General features: G+C 44.6%; 7 protein-coding genes, 1 pseudogene and 1 other annotated feature. Of the genes and pseudogenes, 3 read left to right on the forward strand and 5 right to left on the reverse strand.

The genetic code is table 11. The features are described 5' to 3' along the window. Window positions 1-43 precede the first annotated feature (43 nt). The 3 genes from thrC to thrA are packed head-to-tail and all read right to left on the reverse strand — an operon-like array spanning window position 44 to window position 4757. A complete protein-coding gene (thrC, locus tag L1D22_RS19575; RefSeq protein ID WP_076654909.1) occupies window positions 44-1327 on the reverse strand; it encodes a threonine synthase in 1284 nt (427 codons plus the stop codon). Continuing rightward, a complete protein-coding gene (thrB, locus tag L1D22_RS19580) occupies window positions 1324-2280 on the reverse strand; it encodes a homoserine kinase (protein WP_239830935.1) in 957 nt (318 codons plus the stop codon). Before thrB ends, thrC begins: the two co-directional genes overlap by 4 nt. Before the next feature lie 17 nt (window positions 2281-2297). After that, a complete protein-coding gene (gene thrA, locus L1D22_RS19585) occupies window positions 2298-4757 on the reverse strand; it encodes a bifunctional aspartate kinase/homoserine dehydrogenase I (protein WP_176682016.1) in 2460 nt (819 codons plus the stop codon). A 29-nt stretch (window positions 4758-4786) separates the two neighbouring features. After that, window positions 4787-4905: a sequence feature (Thr leader region), on the reverse strand. A 317-nt stretch (window positions 4906-5222) separates the two neighbouring features. On the opposite strand from thrA, the gene L1D22_RS19590 reads away from it, so the two are divergent. Next, window positions 5223-5699 carry a ribonuclease regulator gene (locus tag L1D22_RS19590; protein ID WP_239830931.1) on the forward strand — a complete coding sequence of 159 codons (477 nt, stop codon included), beginning with the start codon at window positions 5223-5225 and terminating at the stop codon, window positions 5697-5699. Window positions 5700-5744: 45 nt separating this feature from the next. Here L1D22_RS19590 and L1D22_RS19595 read toward each other — a convergent pair whose 3' ends face one another. After that, window positions 5745-6230: a putative 4-hydroxy-4-methyl-2-oxoglutarate aldolase gene (locus L1D22_RS19595; RefSeq protein ID WP_239830932.1), complete on the reverse strand. Its 486-nt coding sequence runs from the start codon at window positions 6228-6230 to the stop codon at window positions 5745-5747. A 47-nt stretch (window positions 6231-6277) separates the two neighbouring features. On the opposite strand from L1D22_RS19595, the pseudogene L1D22_RS22415 reads away from it, so the two are divergent. Together L1D22_RS22415 and arcA are read left to right on the forward strand one after the other, a co-directional pair. Then, window positions 6278-6436 (forward strand): annotated as a pseudogene (locus L1D22_RS22415) (ribonuclease activity regulator protein RraA). Window positions 6437-6808: 372 nt separating this feature from the next. Beyond that, window positions 6809-7525, forward strand: a complete 717-nt coding sequence (arcA, locus tag L1D22_RS19600) for a two-component system response regulator ArcA (protein WP_004741534.1) — start codon at window positions 6809-6811, stop codon at window positions 7523-7525. Between the two features lie 147 nt (window positions 7526-7672). On the opposite strand, the gene L1D22_RS19605 is transcribed toward arcA, so the two are convergent. Further along, on the reverse strand, window positions 7673-7894 hold a 222-nt coding region (locus tag L1D22_RS19605), incomplete at its 5' end, for a transposase (RefSeq protein WP_239830933.1).

Below are 7894 nucleotides of genomic sequence, written 5' to 3' on the forward strand. Positions count from 1 at the left end.
CTCATTGAGCGCCGTTTTTATTTGTTCAAAAAACAAATGTACATTACGGTTGAACTCGACGAAGTACCGCTTTTAGCGCTTCGAAGTCGTTATCTAGATCTTCAGACAACAACTCCATCGCCGCGTGTTTTGCTAGCGGGCCAGGCAGTTCAATGTCAGAACCTAGGATGTCATCAACCACTTCTTTGAACTTCGCTGGGTGTGCTGTACATAGGAATAAGCCAGTTTCGTTCTCTTGCAGTTGCTCTTCCAATAGACGATAAGCAATCGCACCATGTGGTTCACATAGGTAACCCTGTGCTTTCAGGTCACGTACTGATTCAGCGCTCTGCTCGTCAGATACTTTACCCTTGCCTAGTGTATCTAAGCCCCAACCTTTCAGTTGGCAAAGCTCTTCGATACGAGGCCAGTTGTTCGGTTGGCTTACGTCCATCGCGTTTGATGTCGTCGCAACAGTCGGTTTTGGATCCCATTGACCTGTTTCTAGGTAACGAGGAACCGTGTCATTTTCGTTAGTTGCAGCAATGAAACGCTTAACTGGTAGGCCAAGCGCTTTAGCCAATAGACCAGCCGTTAGGTTACCAAAGTTACCACTTGGTACAGAGATAACTAAGTTTTCACGCTGTTCTTTTGTCAGCTGAGAAGCCGCTTCAAAGTAGTAACAGATCTGAGCCATCAGACGACTGATGTTGATAGAGTTTGCCGAGTTAAGACCAATCTCTTTACGCAGTTCAGCGTCATCAAATGAGTCTTTAACCAGTGCCTGACACGCATCAAAGTCGCCATCAATCGCCACAGTATGGATGTTCTTACCCAGTGTACAGAACAGCTTCTCTTGCAGAGGGCTGATCTTGCCTTTCGGGTAAAGGATCACAACGTTGATGTCTTCCATACCGTAGAAAGCATGCGCAACCGCCGCACCAGTATCACCTGATGTTGCCGTTAAGATAGTGATTTGACCACCATCTGAAACTGCTGCTAAAGATTGCGCCATAAAGCGGCCACCGAAATCTTTAAATGCCAGTGTTGGACCGTGGAAAAGCTCAAGTGCGTAAACACCGTCTTTTACTTGGTTGATTGGCGCAGGGAATTGGAACGCTGCGTCAACCATCTGGTCAATTTGCTCTTTCGACAGTTCATCACCGATAAGCGCCGACAAAATCTTTGAGCTACGAGGGACAAAGTCCTCTGCTAGCAGCGCATCGATATCATCAAACTTTGGCAGTTCTGATGGGAAAAATAGACCTTGATTACGACCTAAGCCTTGACGAACGGCTTGGCCAAAAGAGACTTGTTCATCATTTTCTTTGATGTTGTACAGTTTCATAACTCACTTCCTGTAACGATCGAACCCTGCTTATCTAGGCGACAAACGTGAACGAATCCTTCTTCATTTTGTACGTAATTTTGTTCTAACCAGCGTGCAACACGCTCGGCGACATCTTGTTCTTTGCAAATGCTAAATAGAGTTGGGCCACTACCAGAAATACCAGTAGCCAATGCACCTGCCGACAGCGCGTATTTACGAGCATCAGCAAACCCTGGAAGCAGTTTCTCACGATATGGTTCAGCGATCACGTCTTTGATCATCTTCGCCGCCAGTTCAGGCTGACCTGAGTGACAAGCATGGATAAAGCCCGCTAAGTGGCGACCATGAGCAATGATATCCTGACGACGATACTGAGATGGTAGGATCTCTCTTGCTTCTGCCGTTGAAACCTTAATGCCCGGATAAGCCATCACCCAGTACCAGCCATCAAAACATGGGACTTCTTGGCTAATGATGCCTAGCTCTTCAAGCATAAGCTGCACGCCACCAAGGTAACATGGCGCAACGTTATCGTAGTGAATACCGCCTGAAATCTTACCTTCCATTTCACCCATCAGAGCAAGCAGTTCAGTTTCATTCAGTGGCTGACCGTGAAAACGGTTTAGCGCATCAAGTGCCGCTACGATTGAACATGCACTTGAACCTAAACCAGAACCAATAGGCATGTTCTTTTCGAGTGTCATTTCTAAAGGCTTTAGCGCAACGCCTTTTTTATCAAGCTCTCTCGAAAACACCACCCAGCAGTCGTAGACGATGTTTTCTTTGGCTTCAGTCGGCAGCTTAGAAACAAAGCTGCCTGCTGTTTTAAGTGAGAATGGTTCATCACCTGCTTTAACCATAACTCGGTCACCCAGCAGTGTGCCATCCACTGGAGACACAGCGGCCCCCAGCACATCAAACCCTACACTGACATTACCGATTGATGCAGGAGCATAAACGACAACATCCATATCACTTGAACTCATTCCTAAACTCCTAATTTCCAACCAAGAGTACGCATCACATCAGAGAATACGCCTGCTGCTGTTACTTCAGTACCAGCGCCGTAGCCACGAAGTACTAGCGGGATTGGTTGGTAGTAACGGCTGTAGAATGCCAGCGCGTTCTCGCCGTCTTTAATCTTGAACATTGGGTCGTCGCCATCAACAGCAGCGATACGAACCTTACATTTACCATCGGCGATCTCACCAACATAACGAAGTACTTTGCCTTCTTCTGCTGCGATAGCTGACTGCTCTTGGAAGTAAGCATCCGCTTCTGGCAAGCGAGCCATGAACTCTTCAACCGTACCTGAATCATCAAAACCTGGTGGAAGTGCTTGGTCTACTTCAACGTCTTCAAGTTCAAGTGCCATGCCAGCTTCACGAGCAAGGATAAGCAGCTTACGCGCCACATCCATACCAGATAGATCGTCACGAGGATCCGGCTCAGTAAAACCGTTGTCTTTAGCAATGTTGGTTGCTTGGCTTAACGTCATACCTTCATCAAGCTTACCGAAGATGTAAGACAGTGAACCAGAAAGGATACCGTTGAACTTCTCAAGTTCATCACCTGCAGAGATTAGGTTCTGTAGGTTTTCAATGACCGGAAGACCTGCGCCTACTGTTGTTTCGTACATCAGCTTACGACGTGAGTTACGTGCAACTTCACGAAGCTGATGGTAGTAAGCCATGCTAGCTGTATTCGCTTTCTTGTTTGGTGTTACCACGTGGAAACCTGCCGCTAGGAAGTCTGCGTACTGCGCAGCAATACCTTCACTAGACGTACAGTCAACCAATACCGGGTTGATGATGTGGTTACGTTGAACCAGAGCCGCTAAACGAGCTAGGCTGAACTCTTCTGTCGCGCTCGACATGCGATCGCGCCATTGCTCTAGCGGTAAACCTTCACTGTCTAGCAATAAGCCTTTGCTGTTTGCTAAACCACATACACGAATCACGATGCCTTTTTCAGCCAGTTTGCCTTGCTGACGCTGGATCTGGTCAACAAGCTCACCACCAACACCGCCAACACCCACAACGAATACGTCAAGGAAGTGCTTAGAGTTAAATAGGTTTTCGTGACACGCTTTGATTGCTTCTGAAATTTTATCTTCAGGGATAACCGCAGAGATAGCACGCTCAGATGAACCTTGAGCAATCGCAACGATGTTAACGTTCACTTCAGCTAAAGAAGAGAAGAACTGAGAAGCAACACCGCGTGAAGTACGCATACCGTCACCCACCAGCGTTACAATCGCGACGTCGTCCATGAACTCAACGGGCTCTAATAGGCCATCTTTAAGTTCAAGTTCAAATGCGTCAGACAGTACTTGCTTCGCTTTTACTTTATCAGCTGACTCAATACAGAAGCTGATGCTGTACTCAGAAGAAGATTGAGTAATAAGAACAATAGAAACACCTGCAGAAGACATCGCACCGAATACACGGCTCGCCATGCCTACCATTCCCTTCATACCTGGGCCTGATACGTTAACCATCGTGAGGTCACTTAGCGTCGTGATGCCTTTGATTGCTAGGTTATCTTCGCCAGTATCTTGGCCGATCAAAGTACCTGCACCCTGTGGGTTAAAGCTGTTTTTGATCAGACAAGGAATGTGGAATTGTGCGATAGGAGCGATGGTTTTCGGGTGTAGAACCGAAGCACCAAAGTAAGAAAGTTCCATTGCTTCTTGGTAGCTCAGTGATTTAAGCAGACGTGCATCATCGACTAAGCGTGGGTCACAGTTGTAAACGCCGTCTACATCTGTCCAGATTTCACAGCAATCAGCACGTAGACATGCTGCTAGTACTGCTGCTGAGTAATCAGAGCCATTACGGCCAAGAGTGACCAATTCGCCTTTATCATTACCTGCAGTGAAGCCCGGCATGATGTTAACGTGACCTTGTGGAAGTGGCGATTGACGGAAGTTCTGAGTCGACACATCCACATCAACCATAGCTTCAAGGTGATCACCTTTAGCGTATAGGTATTGAACTGGGTCAATCAGGCTTGCTGGTTGGCCTTTTGCTTCAAGTACCGCTTTCATTAACTGGATAGAGATTCGCTCACCTTTACTGATGATGCGAGCATTGACGTGGTTCGGGCACATACCAAGTAGGTTGATGCCGTTCACGAACTGCTTTAGCTGAGCAAGAGAGGTATCAACCTGCTCTTGGAACGCAGTACCATCAATAGAAGGCACAACCGCTTTAATCTCTGCAAACAGCGCAGTAAATGAAGATTCGATCTCTGTGATTTGTGCGTCAGCTTCACCATTTTTCAGTGCAGCTTCAATAACAGCGACCAACTTATTGGTTGTTTTTCCTGGAGCCGATAGTACAACGGCTAGCTCTTCTTGCTGGGCATTATTAGCGATGATATCAGCCGCTCGTAAAAAACGATCTGCATCAGCTAATGATGAACCTCCAAACTTTAAAACGCGCATCCCTTTCTCCATAAGTCATAAAAATGGTACAAAAAAAGGCCTGTATCTTGTTGGATACAGGCCTTTTTTTTAAAATCCGTTACTTAGCAGCCTGCCCCAACAATGTTAATGTCGGTAATAATAATGGTTGTGGTCATTACTAGGTGGCTTACGTGCTGCATATCAAATTCTCTGCTTGTGCTTTACTCTACGTGTATCAATTTTTACCACTAGACGTCAATGAAAAGTTGCGTTTTTTTTACATTCACACCGTTTTTCAGAGCAAACCGTCATTTAAGGGATAAATCACCCTGTATGCACCTGTAATTCAGATCGTGGATTTATCCTATAAACACTCAAGAGTGATTAATTGCATATATAGTCATAACAAAATGCTATATCGATTGTTCAGCAAGCATACAAGAACTGTGCTTTAATTGAACGATAACGTTCAAAGAACAATAATAATGACATCAGGAGTGGGAAGTGAAGAGATTACTTATTCTTTTAGCCTTTGCTATGCCTGTTGTTTGTTCAGCGAAAAGCTTACCTCTACTAAGCAACCTGCCCCTATTGCCCGGTCAAATCGATCGCTCTTCTCATAAGTTCTTTATCTCAACTCAAAATGCATCGAGCGAAAGTTTCGATACTTGGAAAGTCGACAGTGGCTACGCCTATAGTTTGTTCGACGATGTTGACCTTTATGTCGGTACACGTATAAACAGCGCGTCTTTGAAAAGTGAAAGTGGATTCTTGAGCGGTGTCAGTTATCAGTTCTCTGAAAGAATCTCTTTCAACAGTTCTCTTCATACCTATAAAGATGAAACCGAAGAGAATGAAAAGTCTGTGGCTGCGGAAGTGTCAAGCCGAGTTCAACTGACGGACAACTTGGATCTGCATGCCACCCTTGATTATGAAGAGTGGCAGCAAGGTGTTGAAGTGGGATTAGGGTTTCGCTTCTAACCCAATAAGCTTGTTATCCATTAACAACTGCGAATCACATCATCGTTATGATTCGAGCAACAGCTCCGACGAAATTAACACGCCATTCCAATCTGCATAAATGTAATCACCAGGCTGAATCAGTTGGTTATGCACTGTCAGTGTCACATTCACTTGGCCTACACCACGCTTCTCGGTTTTGAATGGTGATGCACCTAGCGCCTGAACACCCAAGTCCATTTGTGACATCATGCCAACATCCCGCACAGCACCATTAACAATCACGCCCTCCCAACCATTTTCTATTGCAAGAATAGCGAGTTGGTCACCAAGCAGTGCTTTTTGACACGAGCCATTTCCGTCAACAACCAAGACTTTACCGCTGCCGTCGGTCGCTAAAACCTCGCGAACCTTGGAATTATCGTGATAACAACGAACTGTTACAATTTTTCCCCAGAACGCACCACGTTGACCGAAGTTCTGCAATGGAAGGTTAAGTAGGGTGACTTTGCTTTCAAACTCATCACACAAGTCGGGTGTTATATCGTGCATATATCCTCCGTGAGTAAGGCGCTACCTGTTAAGTCAGGCTTACCTCTATGCTTTTATATGTTATTAAAATTAATCCTTTGTTTTCATTGTTCTATGCTCAATTTAATCATTAATTAAAGTTGATTGAGCGTATTTATCGACTAGACTCTAAGGACAGCTTTCCGCTTCCTTGGCTCATAATCAGGTCTTTAGCATGCGAGATGTGAGAACTATCTCGAATAACCATTCTGGTTTTGATGCTAAATAATCACCATAACACTGGTTAAGTTGTAGCCATACTATTAAAGTTTGTTGCGATACGGCAATTGATGTAAATCAACAAAGTGAATGGAATTAACATTCTCGCGTTGTTAGCATGCTGTTAACATTATAGAATCCGTTGCAATCACTAAAAGAATGATTGAAAGGCGTACTGGATCTACGTTACTGGGCAATACTTCAAGGAAGGCAGATAGCTGGAAGTAAGTGTTTTTTTGAAAACTTTAAGTTATCATCAAAAATACATTACCTGTATGTTATGTTTTTGCCTAGAATTTATTCTATTAGCACAGTTTCGTCACAAATTTAGGTACCGCCAAATGCAAACCCCGCAGATTCTTATCGTTGAAGATGAGCAAGTAACTCGTAACACTCTAAAGAGTATTTTTGAAGCAGAGGGATATGCTGTTTTTGAGGCTAGCGACGGTGAAGAGATGCACCAAGTGCTATCTGACAACCAAGTTAACCTTGTAATTATGGACATCAACCTTCCAGGTAAGAATGGCCTACTACTTGCGCGTGAACTACGTGAGCAAGCAAATGTAGCGCTTATGTTCTTAACTGGTCGTGATAATGAAGTTGATAAGATCCTTGGCCTAGAGATCGGCGCTGATGACTACATCACTAAGCCTTTCAACCCTCGTGAACTGACTATCCGTGCACGCAACCTTCTTAACCGTTCAATGAGCACAAGCTCTGTTCAAGAAGAAAAGCGTAGCGTTGAGAAGTACGAGTTCAACGGTTGGGTACTAGATATCAACAGTCGTTCTCTGGTTAGCCCAGATGGCGAAGGCTACAAGCTACCTCGTTCAGAGTTCCGTGCTCTACTTCACTTCTGTGAGAACCCAGGTAAGATCCAAACACGTGCAGATCTTCTTAAGAAGATGACTGGCCGTGAGCTTAAGCCACACGATCGTACTGTAGACGTAACAATCCGTCGTATTCGTAAGCACTTTGAATCTGTTTCTGGTACGCCAGAAATCATTGCAACGATTCACGGTGAAGGCTACCGCTTTTGTGGTGACCTAGAAGACTAATTCGATTCGCGTTTCTAGTCGTTTAGCACTGAGTATTTTAACAGTAGAAGCGCAATCAATAGTTATTAAAAAAGGGAGAATGCCAACGCATTCTCCCTTTTTTGTTGTTATAAATTGGGCAAGGTTTAGTAATACCAATTCCGTTAATTAACTTATCAAGTTTAACCAATCTCTAAAGCAGAGCGAGATCACTCTGCTTTTATCTTCACAAAACCGATTCCACGCTCTACATAACGTCTCTACGATATCGTCATAGTTTTCGAAGCACCTGTTTGCTACTTCATTTTGACGGAGCCAACTCCATACCTGTTCTATAGGGTTTAGTTCGGGAGAATAAGGTGGGATATGAATTATCGTAAGGTTCTCAAA

It is taken from the genome of Vibrio sp. Isolate34 (assembly GCF_022397915.1).
In the GTDB taxonomy this organism is placed as follows: Bacteria; Pseudomonadota; Gammaproteobacteria; order Enterobacterales; family Vibrionaceae; genus Vibrio.

Excerpts from the sequence above, each read along its gene's own strand:
- arcA (WP_004741534.1), top strand. The coding sequence starts at position 6,809 with ATGCAAACCCCGCAGATTCTTATCGTTGAAGATGAGCAAGTAACTCGT.
- thrA (WP_176682016.1), bottom strand. The coding sequence starts at position 4,757 with ATGCGCGTTTTAAAGTTTGGAGGTTCATCATTAGCTGATGCAGATCGT.
- thrC (WP_076654909.1), bottom strand. The coding sequence starts at position 1,327 with ATGAAACTGTACAACATCAAAGAAAATGATGAACAAGTCTCTTTTGGC.
- thrB (WP_239830935.1), bottom strand. The coding sequence starts at position 2,280 with ATGGATGTTGTCGTTTATGCTCCTGCATCAATCGGTAATGTCAGTGTA.
- L1D22_RS19595 (WP_239830932.1), bottom strand. The coding sequence starts at position 6,230 with ATGCACGATATAACACCCGACTTGTGTGATGAGTTTGAAAGCAAAGTC.